Below are 18,907 nucleotides of genomic sequence, written 5' to 3'. Positions count from 1 at the left end.
TCGCTAAAATAATGCGATTCGCCTTAACGGCAGCTTTCCGAAAACCGATTCCGATTTTACGCGTCGATGGTGCGCGTTTGCGGGTGGTGCTTGTCGAGATGCTTGCGGATAATGCGCAGGTTTCGGCTGTTCGACCGGAAGAAGAAATCGGGCACCACGCCGATCACGGGGATGGCGCCAAGCAGCATGTCGAAGCCGGTGTTCAGGCTCATCCGTGCCATATGCCATTTGGACAGGTTGAGGTTGCGGGCTTCCCAGATGATATAGCTGCCCAGCGCCGCGGCGCTGACCGATCCGACGCCCGGAATGAGGCTGAGGATTGCGTCCAGTCCCACCGGCTGGTTGATCCCCGGGACGACAAACATTCGCTCCAGCAATTTTTCCAGCGTTTCGACCCGGGTGCGGATCGAGTGCGGGTCGGTGCGGCGGCTTGCGGCACCGTGTGGCGGGTAGATCGGATCGGTCATGGCGCGCTTTCTGCAAGGGTAAGTTTCAGGCCGGTCAGCGGATGACGGCCAAGGCTGTTGGTTGCGAAGCCAGTGACGAGCGGGCTCGCCAACGACCAGCGTATCGGCGCGGTGAGCGGGATGAACAGCTCGCCCCGGTCCATCGCGGCGCTGGCGTCGATGAGGATTCGCTGCCGCTGGTCGGGCACGTCGGTGCTGTCGGCCTGCTCGAACAGCAATTCGACGGCCTCATCGCAGATCGCGGCGCGTGCGCAGCGGAAGCGATTGACGAACCAGTCGAGCCCGGTCGACGGCGCGACGACATCGATCAAGGCATAATCGGCCTGCGCAGCGCTTTCGGTGCGGCTCGCTTCCACCCCGATCCGTCCCCAATCGGCTGCCAACCGATTGAACAGGATATCGCTGCCTGGCCCTGCCGGCAAAAAGACCGAAACCTTGGCCAATGCAGACTGCTGGGCGTCGGCCGGGCCTAGTTGCGCGCGCAATCGCGCCGCGATAGCAGCCTGGCGCTCGGTGACGGGCGTGTCGAGCCATGCCGGGCTTGCGATCCGCACATCGCCCACAAGGCCGTTCTGTAGAATGGTCGCGCGCGGCGTGAGCCCCGGAACACCAAGATCGTTGATCAGCGCGGCGCGATCGACCGACCGGCTCAGCGCGCGGCGAAAGTCACGATCCGCAAGAGGACCACGATTGCGCATCGGTACCAGTCCGAACAGGCCGCGCACCGGATCGAACTGCAGTGCCCCGCCCGGCAGGTTGGCATTCTGTGCATACGGCAAGGTCGCGAAGCCCCCGCCAAGCACGAGATCGGCCTGGCTGTCGAGGTAGGCGGCGATCGCCGCTTGCGCGTCGAGGCCGGTGAGGTGGACGACTTCCTCGCTGCTGGTTTCGCTGGCGCGGTCGGTGACAAGGCGGCTCAGGTGGAAACCCGCGGCATCGCCTTCTTCCTCATTCTCGCCGAGCAAGAAGGGGCCGCTCCCGCCATCGCGGCTGATGATCCCAAGTTCGGGCTGCGCGAGAATACTCAGTAGTCCGGCTTGGGGCCGCGACAGGCGGATCTCGATGACCCGATCGGTCATAGCCACGACGTCATCGATATTCTGCAAGGCATCGCGCAGCGGGTGGCGCGGGGCATCGACCAGTCGTTCGAGCGCCTGCGCAACGTCGCGCGCAACGACCGGCTGGCCATCCGCCCAGCTGGCAGCGCCCAGACGGAAGATATAGCTGCGCCCGTCATTGCTGACATGCCAGCGCTCCGCGAGCCCCGGCACGACCTGGCCACGCGCATCGAAACGCACCAGGCCCTGCGCAAGCGCATCGATCAGCACCGCGTCGCCTGCATCGGGCGGCGTGCGCGCGGCGTCGATCAGCTCGGGCTGGTCGTCGATCACGATTACCCGTGTTTCACCCGGATTGTCGTCGCCGCACGCTGTGAGCATGCCGACAGCGCCAAGCGCGAACAGGAAGGGGAGAGGGCGGATCATGAAAATGCTATGCTCTTTTCAACCATGGTTCAGCAAGCCACTGGTAATTCGGTCGGGCTGTATTACATAGGTAAGACGGCATGTGTCGCACACAAGGAGGGTAGAGCCAAGCATGGGGTTTTTCTGGCGCAAAAAGGTGCAAGAGCCCCCGATGTGGCACGTCCCCGAATATGATGGGGAATGGGAAGGCACGGCCAACCCCGTCCCACCGCCTGACGATCCTCCCGATGGCATGGCGCCGCTGCCACCCAAGCGCCGTCGTTTCCGCTGGTTTCGTTGGGGCTTCATGGCGCTGTCCCTGCTATTCCTTTTCACCATCATATGGCTGATCGTGACCGCGCCGCTGGGGCGCGCGCTCGAACCGCTCGATGATCCGGCGATGCTTTTCGTGTCCGTCGAAGGGCAGCCCATTGCGCGTCACGGGCAGATCAAGGACGAACCGGTCGACGTGGCGCAATTGCCCGCGCATGTATCGGGTGCATTCGTTGCCATCGAGGACAAGAGATTTCGCCAGCACTGGGGCGTCGATCCGGTCGGCATCGGGCGTGCCGCGTGGACCAATGCGCAGGCTGGCGGCATCCGCCAAGGTGGCTCGACCATTACGCAGCAACTCGCCAAGACCAGCTTCCTGTCGTCGGAACGATCGATGAAGCGCAAGGCGCAGGAAGCGATCATCGCGCTATGGCTCGAAGGCTGGCTGACGAAGGACGAAATCCTCTCGCGCTATCTGTCGAGCATCTATTTCGGCGATGGGGTCTACGGGCTGCGCGCGGCGAGCCGCCACTACTTCGATGCCGAACCCGAAAATTTGCAGCTTGGCCAGGCCGCCATGCTGGCCGGCATGGTCAAGGCGCCATCGCGCCTCGCACCGACGCGTAACCTGGAAGGTGCGCGCGAACGATCCAAGCTCGTGCTTGCCGCGATGGCCGAACAGCAAATGATCAGCGAGGAGCAGCGCGCCGCAGCGCGCATGGCGCGGCCGGTGGGGCAGGGGGCGCGCGTGCCGACCGGCACTTATTTCGCGGACTGGGTCTCGCCATACGCAGCGCAGATGGTCGGGGCCGACTATGGGCTGGCCACGGTGCCCACCACGCTCGACGCCGATTTGCAGCGCCTTGCGGTGCGGAGCGTTATCAACGCGCCGATCGGCAATGCGCAGATCGGGTTCGTCGCGATGCGACCGACGGGGGAGGTCGTCGCGATGGTCGGCGGACGCAGCTACAAGAAGTCGCCCTTCAACCGCGCCACGCAGGCCAAACGCCAACCCGGAAGCGCGTTCAAGACGATCGTCTATCTCGCCGCGCTGCGATCGGGGTGGAGCCCCGACGATATTATCGAAGACGCGCCGGTCAGCATCGACGGTTGGAGTCCCTCTAACAGCGATGGCAAGTTTCGTGGGCCGATCACGCTGCGCGAAGCGTTCGCCCGTTCCTCGAACGCCGCGACGGTGCGGTTGGCGGAAAGAGTGGGGCGGGACCGCATCATCCGCACCGCGCGCGAACTGGGCATCACGTCCGAGTTGACCGATAGCCCCAGCCTTGCGCTCGGCACATCGGGCATTCCGCTCATCGAACTGACGGCGGCTTATGCAGCGATCTACTCAGGACGCTATCCGGTCGACGTCACAGGACTGGCGGCCGATCGCGATAGCGACGATATCGGCCGCCTGCTTGCTTCGCAGGCGCGCATGGACAGCGATGAAGTCTGGGCGCCGATGCTGGACCTCTTATATGCCGCCACCAACAACGGGACGGGTCGCCGCGCTGCCTTGCGCACGCCGACGTTCGGCAAGACCGGGACAACGCAGGAGAATCGCGACGCCGTCTACATTGGTTTTGCCGGCAACCTGGTGGTCGGTGTCTGGGTCGGGCATGATGATAACGCCTCGCTCGGCAATATCAGCGGCGGCAACGCGCCGGCGCAAGTGTTCCGCAATTTCATGGCCGGTGCGCTTCAGGTCGATGGCGCTCGCGGTCCCCGCTTGCCGCGTCGCTTTGGCGCCCCGCCACCGCCGCCACCACGACTGCCGCCGGTTAACGACAAGGACAATCCGCTTGAGAAAATTGTCCGGGAAATCGAGAAAATTTTCAGCTAATTTTTCCTAAGCCACTGAAAATAAACCAGAACAAATTTTATGGTTAAGATAAATATACCGGCCGGTTTAAAACTTTTTCAACTCCTCGCCCCGTAAAAGGACCTCATCCAACGCGGCGCTCCGCGTCGGTGTTGTGAAACCGGGCACGCCCCGGAGTGGAACTAGAGGAGACCAGTTATGAGCAAGTTTGTTAAGATGCTGAAGAACGAAGAAGGCGCGACGGCCATTGAATACGGCCTGATTGCTGCCCTTATTGCGGTTGCTGCTATCGGTGCCATGGGCGCCATCGGCGACGGCCTCGACAGCACCTTCAACGACGTGGCTTCGGAACTCTAAGCGAGTTCGATCCACTGAAGGACCAAGGACGGCGTCCCCCTCGGGAGGCGCCGTCTTCTTTTGTGCGTTCAGCGCGCGCGCCGCGGCCTGATCCGCAGTCCGGTCTGCTCCTCGATCCAGTCGGTATAGGAGCTGACGCGTGTATAGATGCCCGGCACACCCTGGCGGGCGCAGCCCCGGCCCCAGCTGACAATCCCGACTTGCACCACCGGCTGGCCCCTCTTGTTGAGGACTAGCGGGCCCCCGCTATCGCCTTTGCAGGCGTCGGCCTGGTCGCGATAGGCGCAGATATTGCTGTCCATGACCTTGCTGGCGTCGACGCCCTTTTTTTTGAGCTCTTTGACGCATTCCTCGTTGACCCAGTATTCCAGGTTGGCGCCCAGCAGCCGCGCCGACTTGCGGCCAGAGCTTCCTTCCTTCGTCTTGCCCCAGCCGAAAACCCGCACGCCGTCGGCGTCGTTCAATTCGACCTGACCGTAGTCGAGTTTCACTGGCTTGATCGCCGCCATGCAGGCGGGATCACGGTGGGGAAGGATCTCAAGGAGGCCGATATCGTCAGCCTTTCTGTCTTCGGTCCAGCCGGGGTGGCGGATGCGGCGGCCGACCCTGAACTCGCAGCCTCCCATCGGTTCGAGATCCTTGGTACCGATGCGCAGGCGAAGATCGAACGCCCGTTTCTGGCGCTCGTCCGTGATGCAATGCGCAGCCGTCAGCACCCACCGCTTGGAAATGACGGTGCCGCCGCATTTGTGGCGATGCTCCCATTCGGCATGCGCACGCAATTCTTCGGCCGTCAGGTCCTTGTACTTGAAGGACTGGATGGAGACCTGCCACGGCGCCATCGCGCTATTCGCGACGAAAGCGTTCGCACCGGCCACGCGCTTTACGGGGCAATTGCCCTCTTCATCCTGGAATTCCGGTGCGCAATCATTTTCGGGCTCGACGACCATCTCGTCCATCTCGAGGACATGGCCTCGCGCATCGGGGTCGGCTCCTACCTGCATCGCGTTAGCCTCTGGTGAAAGCGGCATCGTCGTAAGAGCGATCAATCCGAACAGTGACGTATTCATCTTCGCACCCCCCGCCGCGCCTGGTTCGGCACAGACAGTAGCTTGATATGATCAGATTTGCTAATCTGAAGCAGGCTGCGAACAGGGGGGACAGCGATGACAGGGATGCGACTTCGGGCGATCTGGATCCTGCTGCTCGTCACAGGGCTATTCCTGGCCCCTGGACAATCTCTGGCGCAGGAGCCGGCCGAGGCGCGTCCGGTCATCGACGGGAAGCGTGTGGCCCTTGTCATCGGCAACAGCAATTATCTTGAAGACCCTAAGTGGAAACGGCTTTCCAACGCGGCGCTCGATGCCGAGACGATAGCGCACCAATTGCGCAATCCGGTGGGCGGCGACGGGCAATTCGAGGTGCTGCTTCTGGTCGATGCAGATAACGAAACGATGCGCGCGGGTATCGAGCGTTTCGCAATGCTCGCCAAGGAAGCCGACGTGGCGCTGGTCTATTTCTCGGGTCACGGTTTCATGTTCAATCTGAAAAATTACATCGTTCCGATCGACGCACCCCAAGCCATTTCGGAACGCACGATCGACCGCTTCTACATCGACATGGCTGACGTCATTGCCGCGGGTCAATCGAAGGGGATCAGCCTGTTTTTCCTCGATGCGTGCCGGACGACCGATGCGCTCAGGGACACGGGGGAAGACAACCAGGTCACCAAATTCGGGACGATCAAGGCCCGCGGTTCGGCGGTCTTCTATTCCACCTCGGACCGCGAACCAGCCTATGACGCAGTGCCGCCCGGCACGCAGCGTAGCCCGTTCGCGCGCGCGGTGCTGCGGTCGTTGCAACGGCCGGGTTTGGAATTCTCCGTGTTTTCGAAGGATGTGACCGCCGCAGTGTATCGCGAGACGACAGGGCTGACCCCGGAACAGTATCCCTTCCTCGGCTCGCAAATGTTCCAGGATTTCTACTTCGTTCCGCCCAAGCTCGCGGCGTATACGAACGCGAACGGGCAGCGCCCCGTGCGGCCAGTCACGGACGAACCACAGCCAACCACTCGTGTGGAGGAAAGCCCGCGCAGCACTAGCACGCCTTCACAGACACCGCCTGATCACGAGCAAGGCGTGGGGGCGACCGACGTCATCCGCACGGAGGAAGGTTTTGCGAAATGCTTGCGCGGCGAGCTTGTGATCGACGGCGCGCAGATCCCCGCTGAAAACTGTCGATACCTTGCCTCGGAGATCGAGCCGGAGCCGGCGGCAGGCCCTATGGTTGCCTACTCGCCCAGCATCCTGATCACGCTGCCGTCGATGACGCCGCTCGACATTGCTGCCGAGCTTTTTGACCGGACTGACGACGAACTCATGGTGCTCGACATTCTGGAGGACTATTCGCCCGAGCGTCTCCACGCGCTGAGCGACCAAGGCGATCCCGTCGCTGCCTATATCCTTGGCCAGATGTATTTCGACGGTATCGGCGTGCTTCGCAATCGGTCCATCGCCGGTGAGCAATTCGAAAAGTCGGCGGCGAAAGGGCATCCCGCGGGACAATATGGCCTGGGCCGTTTCCTGGAGCGGATGATCTTCGAGTATAACGAGCCGGTCGAAGGTGGTGGCCGCATTACCGACCTCTACCGCGCGTCGTTTGCGCAGGGCTTTGGCAAGGCAGGGGTGCGATTGGCCGATCTCTATGCCGAAGGCCATATCGCGCTGCCCGACGACAATCCCGATGAGAATATCGACATATGGAAGACAATGGCGGCCCGCGGTCATGCGGGGTCTCGCTATGAACTGATGGTGCGCGGCATCGATGCGGACGCGCAGTTCGCGGCACTAACGGCAGATGCGCGCAGCGCTAACGGCGACGCTGCCTTGTGGCTATGCCGCTACGATGACAAACGGCAAGCTTTGCGTGAGCGTTTTGACCATTGTGTCTATGCTGCCAGCCGAGGCCATGAGATGGCCGTCATCGCGATGGCCACCGATCTCTATTCGCAGGGCGACCTTAACTTGAGCCGATCGGACCTTGTCTATTGGGCGCGGCTGGCGATTGGTAGCCCGCTGCTGCCCGATCAATGGCTGCCCTGCATCGAGGCCATTGCCGACACCGGGCAGATCACCGCTGCTTGCGATCTGGGCGGCAAGGGCCCCTGAAACGAAAAAGGCGCCCGCAAACGGACGCCTCTTTGGAGGAATGGTGGAGCCGAGGGGGATCGAACCCCTGACCTCTAATATGCCCTGCGGAGAGTTGTCCTGCGCGCTGCGGATACGAAAAAGGCGCCCGCAAACGGACGCCTCTTTGGAGAAATGGTGGAGCCGAGGGGGATCGAACCCCTGACCTCTACAATGCCATTGTAGCGCTCTCCCAGCTGAGCTACGGCCCCATGGGAAGGCGCCCTCTAAGATGAAAACCCCGTGTTTGCAACGGGAATTTCTCCGGGCGCCCAGCCTTTAATTATCGTCGTCGCCGTCGTCGTCCTTGACGACCTTGATGTCGGCATCGCCGGTATCCAGGTCAACATCGTCGTCCGCGCTGCCGCCATCATCGTCCTCGACATCCTCAAGGTCGTCGGCGGCCAGATCGTCGTCGTCCTTCTTCTTGTCGTCCTTGTCTTCGAACGGCATCGGCTGCTTGGATTTCAGCACGGGCTCGGGCACCCACTGCTCATCGCATTCGATGCAGGTGACGGGATCGTCCTTGCCCAGATCATAAAAGCGCGTGCCGCATTTCGGGCAGGTGCGCTTGGTACCCCATTCGGGTTTTACCATGGAATTGTTCCTCGAATTTGCGTTCATGCAGAAGCGCGGCCTTGCAGCCCGCTATCCGGATTGGTGCGCGCCTTGCCATAGGGCAAGAGCGCTGTAAAGCATCTGTCATGGCTTCTGTTCCAACCGACCTGGTCATTGCCGTCGATGGGCCTGCCGCGAGCGGCAAAGGCACCATCGCAAAGGCACTCGCCCGGCATTACGACCTGCCGCACATGGATACGGGCCTGCTGTACCGTGCGGTGGCGCTGTCGCTGTGGCGTTTTGGCGGCAATGCAGGCAATCCGTTCGAGGCAGTCCGTGCAGTCGAAGAGATCGGCAATATCGACCCCGAGGACGAAGAATTGCGCTCGGAGACCGTGGGCGAACTTGCGAGCCGCGTGTCCGCCTATCCCGCGGTACGCAAGGCTCTGCTCGAGCGCCAGCGGGCCTTTGCTGCGCAAGACGGCGGCGCCGTGCTCGACGGGCGCGACATAGGCACCGTGATCGCCCCGCAGGCGGGCGCGAAAATCTTCGTGACGGCTTCACCCGAAATACGGGCAGAGCGCCGCCACAAGGAAATCACTGCCCGCGGCGTCAATGCGCACTACGACGAGGTCCTTGCCGACATCCGCGCCCGCGACAAACGCGACGCCAGCCGCGACGCCGCGCCATTGGTTCGGGCTGAGGACGCGGACTTGCTAGATACGTCCAATCTCTCTATAGACGCCGCCGTCCAACGAGCGATCGAGCTCGTGGAAGCCCGTCTCCAGGCGAGTGGTTTGAAATAGCGGTATTTTTCCGCGGCCACGCCCGTTGAAGCTTTCACGACTTTTTTGTCACCGGGGATGTTCTCGCGGGATGGGCCCGTGGGGGCGGTTTTCAGGTTTGTCCAAGTCCGCAGAACGGAAATCCGGCCATGGTGGCTCGGGTTCGCGGCAGACCCAGAGACGAAAGTAATAACTATATGGCCGATACGGCATTTCCGAGCCGCGACGATTTCGCGGCGCTCCTCAATGAAAAACTTGGCGGCGAAGATGAAGGCTTCGAAGGCAAGGTGACCACCGGTAAGGTGACCGCCATCGAAAACGACCTCGCCGTCATCGACGTGGGCCTCAAGAGCGAAGGCCGCGTCCCGCTGCGTGAATTCGCAGCCCCCGGCCAGAAGGCCGACCTTTCCGTTGGCGACGAAGTCGAAGTCTATGTCGACCGCGTCGAGAACGCCAATGGCGAAGCAATGCTCAGCCGCGACCGCGCCCGCCGCGAAGCTGCCTGGGACAAGCTGGAAAAGGACTTCGAAGGCGAAGGCCGCGTCGAAGGTACCATCTTTGGCCGCGTAAAGGGCGGCTTCACCGTCGATCTTGGCGGTGCGGTGGCCTTCCTGCCCGGCAGCCAAGTCGATATCCGCCCGGTCCGCGACGTCGGCCCGCTGATGGACATCCCGCAGCCCTTCCAGATCCTCAAGATGGACCGTCGCCGCGGCAACATCGTTGTATCGCGCCGCGCCATCCTTGAAGAAACCCGCGCCGAACAGCGCAGCGATCTCATCCAGAACCTGACCGAAAACCAGGTGATCGAAGGCGTCGTCAAGAACATCACCGATTACGGTGCGTTCGTCGACCTCGGCGGCATTGACGGCCTGCTGCACGTCACCGACATCAGCTACAAGCGCGTCGGTCACCCGAGCGAAGTGCTGAACATTGGCGACAAGGTGAAGGTGCAGATCATCCGCATCAACCGCGAAACGCAGCGCATCAGCCTCGGCATGAAGCAGCTCGAAGCCGATCCGTGGGAAGGCGCGAGCGCCAAGTACCCGATCGATGGTCTCTTCACCGGCCGCGTGACGAACATCACCGAATATGGTGCCTTCGTCGAGCTCGAACCGGGCATCGAAGGCCTTGTCCACGTCTCGGAAATGAGCTGGACCAAGAAGAACGTCCACCCGGGCAAGATCGTCTCGACCAGCCAAGAAGTCGAAGTAAAGGTGCTCGAAGTCGACGAGGAAAAGCGTCGCATCAGCCTTGGCCTCAAGCAGGCCCAGTCGAACCCGTGGAACGACTTCGCGGAGAAATTCCCGGTCGGCACCGAAGTCGAAGGTGAAGTCAAGAATTCGACCGAATTCGGCCTCTTCATCGGCCTTCCCGGCGACGTCGACGGCATGGTTCACATGTCGGACATCGCGTGGGGCGTGTCGGGCGAAGAAGCGCTCAACATGCATCACAAGGGTGAAACGGTTAAGGCCGTCGTCCTCGACGTCGATGTCGAAAAGGAGCGCATCAGCCTCGGCATGAAGCAGCTCGAGCGTGGCGGCGTTGCCGCCGGCGGCGCCGACGGCGTCAAGAAGGGCCAGATCTCGACCGTCACTGTTCTCGACGTGCGCGACGGTGGTCTGGAAGTGCAGATCGGCGAAGATGGCGCGATCGGTTTCATCCGCCGCACCGATCTTGGCCGCGACCGCGACGAGCAGCGTCCGGAGCGTTTCCAGGTCGGCCAGCAGTTCGATGCCATGGTCACCGGTTTCGATCGTTCGAAGAAGCCCAACTTTTCGATCAAGGCGCTGCAGATTAGCGAAGAGAAGCAGGCCGTTGCCCAGTATGGTTCGTCGGATAGCGGCGCATCGCTTGGCGACATCCTCGGCGAAGCATTGAAGCAGAAGGACGACTAAATCGACCTGTTGCAGCTTTGCAATGCTTTTTGGATGGGCGGTGCAACGAGGGTTGCGCCGCCCATTTTTTCTTTTATTCCTGGTCACTAGCTGCCACCCGGGGGAGGTGGCATTTTGATGATTGACCATTGGGGGCCTTGAATGATCCGTTCCGAACTCGTGCAGAAAATCTGCCAGGATTTTCCCGATCTGACGCAGCGCGAAGTAGAAACGGTTGTAAGCGCCCTGTTCGACAGCATCACCGACCAGTTGGCCAATGGTGGCCGAGTGGAACTTCGTGGGTTCGGCGCTTTTTCGACGCGCCAGCGCGATGCGCGCGTCGGCCGCAACCCGCGTACCGGCGAACCTGTCGACGTCGCTGCCAAGCGCGTTCCCTATTTCAAGCCGGGCAAGGAAATGCGCGAACGCTTGAATTTAGGCGCCGGCGCGTCCAACGACGCCTGAGCACGCCGGGCCGGTTTGCGGCCTGCCACATCAGCGGACGTGGCGGAATGGTAGACGCTGGAGACTTAAAATCTTCTTCCCGTAAGGGAGTGCGGGTTCAAGTCCCGCCGTCCGCACCACTTTAGAAGCCAAAAAACTTTTCAGGGTGGAGAATGTGTTAAGCATTTTCCCCTACTGCGGCTGCGTGACCAGTGGAATCTCATTAGGCCGCTTCTTCGGGCGTGAGCGGCATCGTGTGCGTCGGGACCTTTTCGTCCTTGGCGTGCTCATCCTTTCCGTCATGCTTCTAATCTGGAACGGCAGCAGCTTCTTCGGCACGATCGGGCGTCTCAGCGAAGGCTTTGGCATCGATCACAAGCTCAGCTTTACCGCGCTTACGCTGAACGTGGCGCTGATCCTGTTCGGCTGGCGCTATTATGTCGATCTCCAGCAGGAAATGGAGCGCCGCGCCGAAAGCGAAGCGCGTGCCGCCCACATTGCGTCGACCGACGGCATGACGGGCCTGCTCAATCGCAAGGGCTTCGCCGAAGAAGGCGAGCGCATGCGCACCGAAGCAATGGCGGATGATCGTCACGTGGCGATCGTGTCCATCCAGCTCGCCCGGTTCAAGGTCATCAACGACCGCTACGGGTTCGACGTTGGCGACGAGGCATTGCGCCGGATCGCGCAGGCCATCGAAAGCGTCGCTGGCGAGCAGCGCAAGGTAGCCCGCATCAGCGGCGACGAATTCGTCATCATGACGGTGGTCAAGCGCGGTGGTCGCGAAGGGCCGATGGCGCTGGCCGAAGCAGCGCTTGCCGCCGTGACGAAGCCGATGATGATCGAGGACAAGCTTCTCAATGTCGGCGCTTTCGTTGGGATAGCGTCGGCGTGCCCCGGAGAATTGAAGGGCCGCGACATTTTGCGCCGCGCCGACATCGCGCTGGCGCATGCGCGCACCGGGCGAATCGCGCGTCCGATGTGGTTCGATGAGGGCATGGAGCGCGAACTGCTTCGCCACAGCGAAATCGAACAATCAATCCGCGGCGGGATCGACCAGGACCAGTTCATCCCGTTCTTCGAACCGCAGATGGATCTGGAGACCAATCGGGTCAAAGGCTTTGAAGTGCTGGCGCGGTGGGATCACCCGCTTTCGGGAATTGTTACTCCCGATCGATTCATCTCGGTAGCCGAAGAAAATGGCCTTATTGGCGCGCTATCCGAAAGCGTCATCCGCAAGGCATTCGAAGCGGCAGTGCAATGGGACCAGCCGGTCGACTTGTCGGTCAACATCGCACCCATCCAGCTGGGCGATGCCTGGCTCGCGCAGAAGCTGGTGCGCCTTTTGACCGAAACCGGGTTCCCGCCCGAGCGGCTGACCGTGGAGATTACGGAAAGCTCGCTCTTCTCCGATCTCGACATGGCCAAGACCATCGTCGAAAGCCTGAAGAACCAGGGCATCAAACTGGCGCTTGATGATTTCGGCACCGGCTTTTCGTCGCTGTCGCACCTTCGCGCGCTGCCGTTCGATTCGATCAAGATCGACCGCGCCTTCGTCTCGGCAATTCATCACGACGTCGAGGCCGAAGCGATCGTGCGCGCCGTCACGACGCTAGCCGAAGCGATCGACATTCCGGTAACCGTCGAAGGTATCGAAAGCGAAGAAACCCATGCGGCAGTGCTGCGCTACGGCTGCGCCGTCGGGCAGGGTTGGTATTTCGGCAAGCCGATGACCGCCGATCAGGCCGAGCAATTGCTCCGTCACGGCACCGCCGATCTGGTGGCGGGGACCGAGGACAAGGTCGCCAAGTCGGCTTAGTCGTCCCGGATCGGAACAGGCCGCAGGAGCCCTGCTTCCTTCATGGTAAAGAGCGCGTTAAGAAGTGGTCATGGATCTGGCCCAACGCCTCGCCTTCGAAAAATTCCTGCGCCGCCTGCGTGCGGCCTATGCGATTGCCTTCAGGGCCGAAACGGCAGCCGAGCAGCGCAAGCGCGACGATGTTCGCCTATTCGCGATGACCTTCGCTTGCGGTTTCACCTTCATGAGCCTGTTCATCGCCTGACGTTTCCTTGACGAGCCGGAAGCCCAGCCACGACGCTACAAGTGTGGCGGCGGCGACCAGCACGAGACTGTCGACCACGGTAAGCCCGGCTTGCACCACCGATGTGAGGATCAGTGACCCGGCCACCATCAGGCCCGCATTAATGATGTTGTTGACCGCAATGGTCCGCGCGGTCGCGCTTTTGTCCACGGTCGTGGTGACGAAGGCATAGAGAGGCACCACGAATGCGCCGCCCATCAGCGCTATTGCCAACAGCGCGAGCGCGATCAGGTCGCCTTTGGGTTGGGACAGGAATTCCGCGATGCTGTAGAGATTGTCCGCCGTCTCCCAATTCCGGATCAGCAAGTACAGCGCCATGATGGCGATGCCCATGCCGAGTGCCGCCCACGGCGCAAATCGCGCACTCACATGACCCCGTAGCAAGCGGTTCACCGCGATCGACCCGACGGCGACGCCGATCGAGAACAAGGCGAGAAACAGCGTCGCGACGCGTTGATCGGCCCCCAGTCCGTTCTTCACCAGCGGGGGGAATTGCGCGAGCAGAACGGCCCCCAGCGCCCAGAACAGGCTGATCGCCATGATGGCTAGGCGCACGCGGCGATGCGCCATGACCTCGCGCGTGACGCGGATCGAGGCGGCGACAATATTCCATTGCGGTTTCGCGGTGCTGCCCGCCGCGGGAGGGGCTGGCGGCACGAACTGCGCCGCGATCCGGCCCAGCGTGGCGACCAGCACGACCCCGATGGCCGCATCGCGGGCGACAAGCGCGCCGCTGGCATCTCCTACGACAAGCGCACCGCCCAGCAGTGTGCCAAGAAGGATCGCGACATAGGTGCCCGCCTGCACAACGCCGGTCCCGCCCAGCACTTCATCTTTTTCCAGATGCTGCGGAATAATGGCGTATTTGATCGGGCCGAAGAAGGACGATTGTACGCCAGTGGCCGTCAGTGTCGCCAGCATCAGCGGCACGCTTTGGAAGTAGATACCCGCAGCGCCCGTCATCATGATGACGATCTCCGCCGTCTTGATGCGCCGGATCAGGAGCGCCTTGTCCTCGCTGTCGGCAAGGCTGCCGGCAAAGGCGGAAAACAGGAAGAAGGGCAGGATGAAGAGGCCGCCTGCAACCGCGCTCAACGTCGCTTCGGCGGTGGGGTCTTGGTAGATGCCGTAGATGATCAGCAGCACCATTGCCGTGCGGAACAGGTTGTCGTTGAATGCACCGAGGAACTGGACAGCGAACAGCGGCAGGAAACGACGCTTCGACAACAGGCTGATCGACGTTTTCAAGCAAGGACATCCTTCAAGGGACCGGGGCAGGGGTCGAGCCTAGCGAGAAAACAGGGCGCCACAAGCCATGTTGGCCTTTTGGCGTGGCTGGCCTACACAAAGCGCCAAGATGCTGACCCTTCCCAACATGCTGACGCTATCGCGCATCCTTGCGGTGCCGATCCTCGTCTGGCTGCTATGGACGCCGACGCCGCTGGAATATTTCATCACGTGGGTGCTGTATTCGATCGTCGGCATTACCGATTACATCGATGGTTATCTCGCGCGTGCCCAAGGGCAAATCAGCAGGCTCGGCCAGTTCCTCGATCCGATTGCGGACAAGATCATGGTGGCCGCAGTCATCATCATGCTGATCGCAACGCGCCGCGTCGCCGATGAGCCCGAACCGGTGATTGCCGGGCTCACCATCATTCCGGCGCTGGTCATTCTATTACGCGAAATCATCGTGTCGGGGCTGCGCGAATTTCTGGGGCCGCTCAATATTTCGGTGCCTGTCTCGAAGCTCGCCAAGTGGAAGACGACGCTCCAGATGCTGTCGCTCGGCGGTCTGATCCTGGGCGGGGCGGTGCCGGCGCAGGTATGGGTGCACGATGTCAGCGTGGGCATGCTCTGGGGCGCCGCCATCCTGACGCTGGTCACCGGCTACGATTACCTGCGCGTCGGCCTCAAACATATGGATTAGGCGTTGGCGAGCTTTTTCGTGAGCTCGCGCAGGGTTTCGGCAAGCATCGTGAATTCCTCGCCGCGCGGGCTCTGTTTGCGCCAGGCCAGCGCGACCCGCCGGCTGGCATGATCGGCCTCCAGCTTGCGCGCCTCGATCCCCGTATGGTCGAGGATGCCGGCATGGAGCGCCATTTCAGGCACGAAGGTGAGCCCGAGCCCGTTGTCGACCATCTGCACCAACGTATGGAGCGAGGTTCCCATCATCGAGGCCGAGGCGCGGATTTCCGGACGATTGCAGGCGGAAAGGGCGTGATCCTTGAGGCAATGCCCGTCTTCAAGCAGTAGCAGCCGTCCCTCTTCGATTTCGGCGGGCGCAATCGCGCTTGCAGGCGGTGCCTCGCCTTCGGGGTAGGCGATGTACAGATGATCCTCGTAAATCTCGGCGCTTTCGACTTCGCCGCACGCATACGGCAGCGCCAGCAGCACGCAGTCGAGCTGGCCGCGGTGCAGCGCCTCGCAGCTCGCCTGGCTCGTTTCCTCGCGCAGGAACAGTTTGAGATCGGGGTAATTCTTGCGCAGATGCGGCAACAGCGCCGGCAGGAGGAAGGGCGCAATGGTGGGAATGACGCCCATGCGTAGTTCGCCCGTCAGCGGCTTGCCTTCGGCCTGCGCCATCGATGCCAGGATCTGTGCCTCGCGCAGCACCTCGCGTGCCTGACCTGCAATTTTTTCTCCCAGCGCGGTAAAACGGACAACGCGCCGCGTGCGCTCGACCAGCACGACATCGAGCAGGTTTTCGAGTTCGCGGATCCCCGCCGACAGCGTCGACTGGGTGACGAAGCACTGCTCGGCAGCACGACCGAAATGCCCATGTTCATTGAGCGCCACCAGATACTGCAGCTGCTTGATCGTCGGCAGGTGGACTGTCATTCACAAATCCGATCAATTGACAGGTTTTTAATCGCCTGCGTCGTTTACCACGCTGGGAGGGTGGTGCAAGTTTGCTATCTTTTCAGCGATACAATCGCTTCCTACATTGGCAGCAATGGCAGAAGACAGCACTCCGGCAAGCGGCCTGATCGCATATCTCGACAGCGTAAAGGCGCGCGACCCTGCGGCGCGTTCCCGCTGGGAAGTGCTGCTTTACCCAGGCGCCTGGGCGCTGTTCTTCCATCGCATCGCTCATTGGCTTTTCGAGGGTAATCTTTTTTTCCTTGCACGGTGGGTCAATCATATCAGCCGGATGATGACGGCGATCGACATCCACCCGGGGGCCAAGATCGGGCGCAATCTCTTCATCGACCATGGTTTCACCGTGATCGGAGAGACCGCTGAAATCGGCGACGATGTCACCATCTACCAATGCGTCACGCTGGGTGGGACGAGCCCGTTCGACGGCATCGCCGGCAAACGTCATCCGACATTGAAGGACCGTGTCGTCATCGGGTCGGGTGCGCAAATCCTGGGGCCGATCACGGTCGGCGAGGAAGCGCGTGTTGGCGCCAATAGCGTGGTCGCCAAGGACGTCGCGCCGGGTGCCACAATGGTCAGCCAGCTGGCGCGCCCGATCCCGGTCAAGGCCGAGCTGGCGCACGAATTCGTGCCTTATGGTACGCCGTGCGAAGAACTGACCGACCCGGTCGACATCAAGCTTTGCCAGATGGAGCTGGAGATCAAGGCGCTCCAGAAGAAGCTCGAAGAAACGCGCAAGGATGCCGAACGGAGCCGCAGCGCATGAGCGTGGTGACGCCGTTTCCGAAAGGTAACGGGCAGGCAGCCTTCGACCGTAGCGAATTCATGAAGTTGATCGACCTGTATGGCCGGATGGTGGCCGCGGGCCACTGGAAGGATTATGCGCTACGTTTCGACCGTGACGTTGCGACCTTCGCCGCCTTCCGCCGCGCTGCCGAGCATCCCGAGATAAGAATTGAAAAGCGCCCCAAGCTTGCACAGCGTCAGGGCGCTTTTGCGTTGATTGCCGAACACGGGCAGACGTTGAAGCGGGGCCACGAACTTCATCAGGTCCTGGCCCCGCTCGAACGGCGGCTTATGCGTCTGGTGCGTGACTGACGGCAGGCGGCGTCAGGCTGTGCAGCGGCGGCAATTTTGCCGCGAGCCCGGCGGGCAGGAAGCCGATGACCGCATGACGCGCCTGGTGCCAGAATGCCGACAGCAGCAATAGAGCCGAACCGATAACGAGCGCCGTCAACGCGATGTTGAGGCCGATGGCGCCGAATTCCTCGAAGAGCTCGGCAATCGCATACAGCACGTAGGCAAGCCCCGACACGAGCAAGGCCCGGCGATCGATCGCCAGCGCGGCGATGCCGAGCGCGACGTAGATGCCGACCACGACAAAGGCTTCCGCGATTGATGCATTGCCATCGGTCAGCCCGAGCAGGTTGAACACCGGATGGGCGATCATCGGGGCTGCCAGCAGGTGCAGCCAGAAGGCCACATCGCTACGCCGCGTCACCCGCTCGGGATCGCTCCCGTCCCAGCGCATCGCCAGCGCGAAGACGCCAAGGCCCAGCACAAGGACCGTCGAAAGCATCAGCGTTTCCATCTGACCACCGGTGAGCGCATCGCCCACGGCGGCCGCGACGAGCGCGGCGACGATGCCCGAGACGGCGGCAGCGCCGACGGCGATCGTGATCGGCACCTTGAAGCGCTTCCAGTGCAGCCATGCGCCGCCGGCAGTGATCGCTGCGGCGGCGGCCGTCACAAGTCCTTGCGCGGCATCGCTCGCATCATCGGGAAGCGGTAACGCGAGGGTGGTGAAGCTTGTCCACATGACACCGATGGCAAATGCGATCAGCAGCACGATCGAGGGCAGCGCCATGCGGCGCTTGGCGGTGAAGTAAGTGGCAAGACCCCAAGCGGTGGCAGCCAGTGCCGCGCCGCCGAGCGGGGATGGACCGTCATTGCTGACGACGAGGTTGATGCCCTCGCCAATAACCTGGCCGATCCATGACACCGCGACCAGCAGGATCACGCTCGCCAGCGCCACGAAGATATCGTTGAAGCCCGTTATGAGGCGAAACTGTTCTTCATCGACGATGCTCGCCGAGCGCTGCTTCGAAATGAACGCCCGCAACGCGTTGGCGCTGTCGGCAGTAATCGCACCGGCAGCGACGGCATCATCCAGTTCTTGTTGGCTATACATAACACTCCCCCATCTATCGAAAGCGATGATAGACAGGGGTGTATTATTATGTCAATACAGTCCGATGATCGAACGGAGCCGGACAGCATTTGATGGGGGCATGACTGCCCGGCCCCGAACTGGGTTAGCGGCAGTAACGCGGCCGCTTGTTAATCACGTCCTGTTCGATCTTCTTGCCAAGGATCGCGCCCGCGGCGGCGCCGAGGATGGTGCCAACGGCCTTGTCACCGCGCCCGTCGAGCTTGCGACCCAGGATGGCGCCGCCCGCCGCGCCGACCAGCATGCCGGTGGTACCGTCGGACTTCTTGCAGCGATAATAGCCGCGGCGATCCTGCCACACGCGACCCGAATAGGGGCGCTCGTAGCCACGGTCGTAGTAACGCTGGGCTTCTGCCTGGACCGGCGCGACAGTCGCGGCAACGGGGATTGCCATGGTCGCGGCGCCAAGCGCCAACATCATGTTCTTCATCGTCAATCTCCTTCACGATATTTGTGTTGGGACC

The 18,907-nt window shown here is 61.9% G+C and carries 19 protein-coding genes and 2 tRNA genes; 12 read left to right on the top strand and 9 right to left on the bottom strand.

Annotated elements, in window-relative coordinates:
• Positions 1-56: 56 nt before the first annotated feature.
• Together NUX07_RS09335 and NUX07_RS09330 are read right to left on the bottom strand one after the other, a co-directional pair.
• Positions 57-467: a DUF4112 domain-containing protein gene (locus NUX07_RS09335; RefSeq protein WP_265530303.1), complete on the bottom strand. Its 411-nt coding sequence runs from the start codon at positions 465-467 to the stop codon at positions 57-59.
• Positions 464-1,951 carry an ABC transporter substrate-binding protein gene (locus NUX07_RS09330; RefSeq protein ID WP_265530302.1) on the bottom strand — a complete coding sequence of 496 codons (1,488 nt, stop codon included), beginning with the start codon at positions 1,949-1,951 and terminating at the stop codon, positions 464-466. The genes NUX07_RS09335 and NUX07_RS09330 overlap by 4 nt, the downstream gene beginning before the upstream one ends.
• Before the next feature lie 112 nt (positions 1,952-2,063).
• On the opposite strand from NUX07_RS09330, the gene NUX07_RS09325 reads away from it, so the two are divergent.
• On the top strand, positions 2,064-4,046 hold the full coding sequence (locus NUX07_RS09325; protein ID WP_265530301.1) for a transglycosylase domain-containing protein: 1,983 nt from the start codon (positions 2,064-2,066) through the stop codon (positions 4,044-4,046).
• 177 nt (positions 4,047-4,223) lie between these two features.
• On the top strand, positions 4,224-4,382 hold the full coding sequence (locus NUX07_RS09320; protein ID WP_265530300.1) for a Flp family type IVb pilin: 159 nt from the start codon (positions 4,224-4,226) through the stop codon (positions 4,380-4,382).
• 68 nt (positions 4,383-4,450) lie between these two features.
• Here NUX07_RS09320 and NUX07_RS09315 read toward each other — a convergent pair whose 3' ends face one another.
• The gene (locus NUX07_RS09315) at positions 4,451-5,452 is read right to left on the bottom strand and encodes a S1 family serine peptidase (protein WP_265530299.1); all 1,002 of its coding nucleotides are present in this window, start codon (positions 5,450-5,452) and stop codon (positions 4,451-4,453) included.
• Positions 5,453-5,548: 96 nt separating this feature from the next.
• Between NUX07_RS09315 and NUX07_RS09310 the strand changes: the two genes are divergently transcribed.
• Entirely contained in the window at positions 5,549-7,549 is a 2,001-nt protein-coding gene (locus tag NUX07_RS09310) for a caspase family protein (RefSeq protein ID WP_265530298.1), read from the top strand.
• Between the two features lie 154 nt (positions 7,550-7,703).
• Here the strand turns inward: NUX07_RS09310 and NUX07_RS09305 are convergent.
• Together NUX07_RS09305 and NUX07_RS09300 are read right to left on the bottom strand one after the other, a co-directional pair.
• Positions 7,704-7,779, bottom strand: a tRNA-Ala gene (locus NUX07_RS09305).
• A 67-nt stretch (positions 7,780-7,846) separates the two neighbouring features.
• Positions 7,847-8,164 carry an FYDLN acid domain-containing protein gene (locus NUX07_RS09300; RefSeq protein ID WP_265530297.1) on the bottom strand — a complete coding sequence of 106 codons (318 nt, stop codon included), beginning with the start codon at positions 8,162-8,164 and terminating at the stop codon, positions 7,847-7,849.
• A gap of 128 nt (positions 8,165-8,292) precedes the next feature.
• Between NUX07_RS09300 and NUX07_RS09295 the strand changes: the two genes are divergently transcribed.
• From NUX07_RS09295 to NUX07_RS09270, 6 genes are all read left to right on the top strand, one after another.
• Positions 8,293-8,931: a (d)CMP kinase gene (locus tag NUX07_RS09295; protein WP_265530788.1), complete on the top strand. Its 639-nt coding sequence runs from the start codon at positions 8,293-8,295 to the stop codon at positions 8,929-8,931.
• A gap of 176 nt (positions 8,932-9,107) precedes the next feature.
• Complete coding sequence (gene rpsA / locus NUX07_RS09290; protein WP_265530296.1) at positions 9,108-10,805, top strand: 30S ribosomal protein S1; 1,698 nt, start codon at positions 9,108-9,110, stop codon at positions 10,803-10,805.
• 141 nt (positions 10,806-10,946) lie between these two features.
• Positions 10,947-11,249 (top strand): integration host factor subunit beta, encoded by a 303-nt coding sequence (locus NUX07_RS09285; protein WP_265530295.1) that lies wholly within the window; start codon positions 10,947-10,949, stop codon positions 11,247-11,249.
• A 33-nt stretch (positions 11,250-11,282) separates the two neighbouring features.
• Positions 11,283-11,368, top strand: a tRNA-Leu gene (locus NUX07_RS09280).
• Positions 11,369-11,484: 116 nt separating this feature from the next.
• On the top strand, positions 11,485-13,047 hold the full coding sequence (locus NUX07_RS09275) for a putative bifunctional diguanylate cyclase/phosphodiesterase (RefSeq protein ID WP_265530294.1): 1,563 nt from the start codon (positions 11,485-11,487) through the stop codon (positions 13,045-13,047).
• 70 nt (positions 13,048-13,117) lie between these two features.
• Positions 13,118-13,291: a hypothetical protein gene (locus NUX07_RS09270; RefSeq protein ID WP_265530293.1), complete on the top strand. Its 174-nt coding sequence runs from the start codon at positions 13,118-13,120 to the stop codon at positions 13,289-13,291.
• Here NUX07_RS09270 and NUX07_RS09265 read toward each other — a convergent pair.
• Positions 13,235-14,578 carry an MFS transporter gene (locus NUX07_RS09265; protein ID WP_265530292.1) on the bottom strand — a complete coding sequence of 448 codons (1,344 nt, stop codon included), beginning with the start codon at positions 14,576-14,578 and terminating at the stop codon, positions 13,235-13,237. The two genes, NUX07_RS09270 and NUX07_RS09265, sit on opposite strands and share 57 nt — an antisense overlap.
• A 109-nt stretch (positions 14,579-14,687) precedes the next feature.
• On the opposite strand from NUX07_RS09265, the gene pgsA reads away from it, so the two are divergent.
• Positions 14,688-15,260, top strand: a complete 573-nt coding sequence (pgsA, locus tag NUX07_RS09260) for a CDP-diacylglycerol--glycerol-3-phosphate 3-phosphatidyltransferase (RefSeq protein ID WP_265530291.1) — start codon at positions 14,688-14,690, stop codon at positions 15,258-15,260.
• Here the strand turns inward: pgsA and NUX07_RS09255 are convergent.
• Positions 15,257-16,171, bottom strand: a complete 915-nt coding sequence (locus NUX07_RS09255; RefSeq protein ID WP_265530290.1) for a hydrogen peroxide-inducible genes activator — start codon at positions 16,169-16,171, stop codon at positions 15,257-15,259. The genes pgsA and NUX07_RS09255 overlap by 4 nt on opposite strands.
• A 115-nt stretch (positions 16,172-16,286) precedes the next feature.
• On the opposite strand from NUX07_RS09255, the gene epsC reads away from it, so the two are divergent.
• Together epsC and NUX07_RS09245 are read left to right on the top strand one after the other, a co-directional pair.
• Complete coding sequence (gene epsC / locus NUX07_RS09250) at positions 16,287-16,979, top strand: serine O-acetyltransferase EpsC (RefSeq protein WP_265530289.1); 693 nt, start codon at positions 16,287-16,289, stop codon at positions 16,977-16,979.
• On the top strand, positions 16,976-17,311 hold the full coding sequence (locus NUX07_RS09245) for a DUF2794 domain-containing protein (protein ID WP_265530288.1): 336 nt from the start codon (positions 16,976-16,978) through the stop codon (positions 17,309-17,311). Before epsC ends, NUX07_RS09245 begins: the two co-directional genes overlap by 4 nt.
• Here NUX07_RS09245 and NUX07_RS09240 read toward each other — a convergent pair.
• Positions 17,289-18,404: a hypothetical protein gene (locus NUX07_RS09240; protein WP_265530287.1), complete on the bottom strand. Its 1,116-nt coding sequence runs from the start codon at positions 18,402-18,404 to the stop codon at positions 17,289-17,291. The two genes, NUX07_RS09245 and NUX07_RS09240, sit on opposite strands and share 23 nt — an antisense overlap.
• A gap of 124 nt (positions 18,405-18,528) precedes the next feature.
• Positions 18,529-18,873: a glycine zipper 2TM domain-containing protein gene (locus NUX07_RS09235; RefSeq protein ID WP_265530286.1), complete on the bottom strand. Its 345-nt coding sequence runs from the start codon at positions 18,871-18,873 to the stop codon at positions 18,529-18,531.
• Positions 18,874-18,907 lie beyond the last annotated feature (34 nt).

Origin of the sequence: Sphingomicrobium marinum (genome assembly GCF_026157105.1) — a bacterium.
Lineage (GTDB): Bacteria > Pseudomonadota > Alphaproteobacteria > Sphingomonadales > Sphingomonadaceae > Sphingomicrobium > Sphingomicrobium marinum.
The sequence above is the reverse complement of the archived record's forward strand: the minus strand, read 5'-3'. Positions and strand labels throughout refer to the sequence as shown.